The following is a 235-nucleotide window of genomic DNA, read 5'->3' on the forward strand; positions in this document are numbered from 1 at the left end:
ACTCTTCGAATGATTTCCAACCATTCTGAGGGAACCTTGGAACGCCTCCGTTACTCTTTAGGAGGCGACCGCCCCAGTCAAACTGCCCGCCTGACACGGTCCCCGTACCCGATGAGGGCACCAGGTTAGAACCTAGATACGATCAGGGTGGTATCCCAACGGCGCCTCCACAGAAGCTTGCGCTCCTGTCTCTACGGCTCCCACCTATCCTGTACAGATCGTACCCAAATTCAAT

1 rRNA gene is annotated in these 235 nt (G+C 55.3%); it reads right to left on the reverse strand.

The annotated features are described in order from the left end of the window. A 23S ribosomal RNA gene (locus HPT30_RS00050) occupies nucleotides 1-235 on the reverse strand; the annotation flags it as partial.

This window comes from Paenibacillus agri (assembly GCF_013359945.1).
Taxonomy (GTDB): Bacteria; Bacillota; Bacilli; order Paenibacillales; family Paenibacillaceae; genus Paenibacillus_AQ; species Paenibacillus_AQ agri.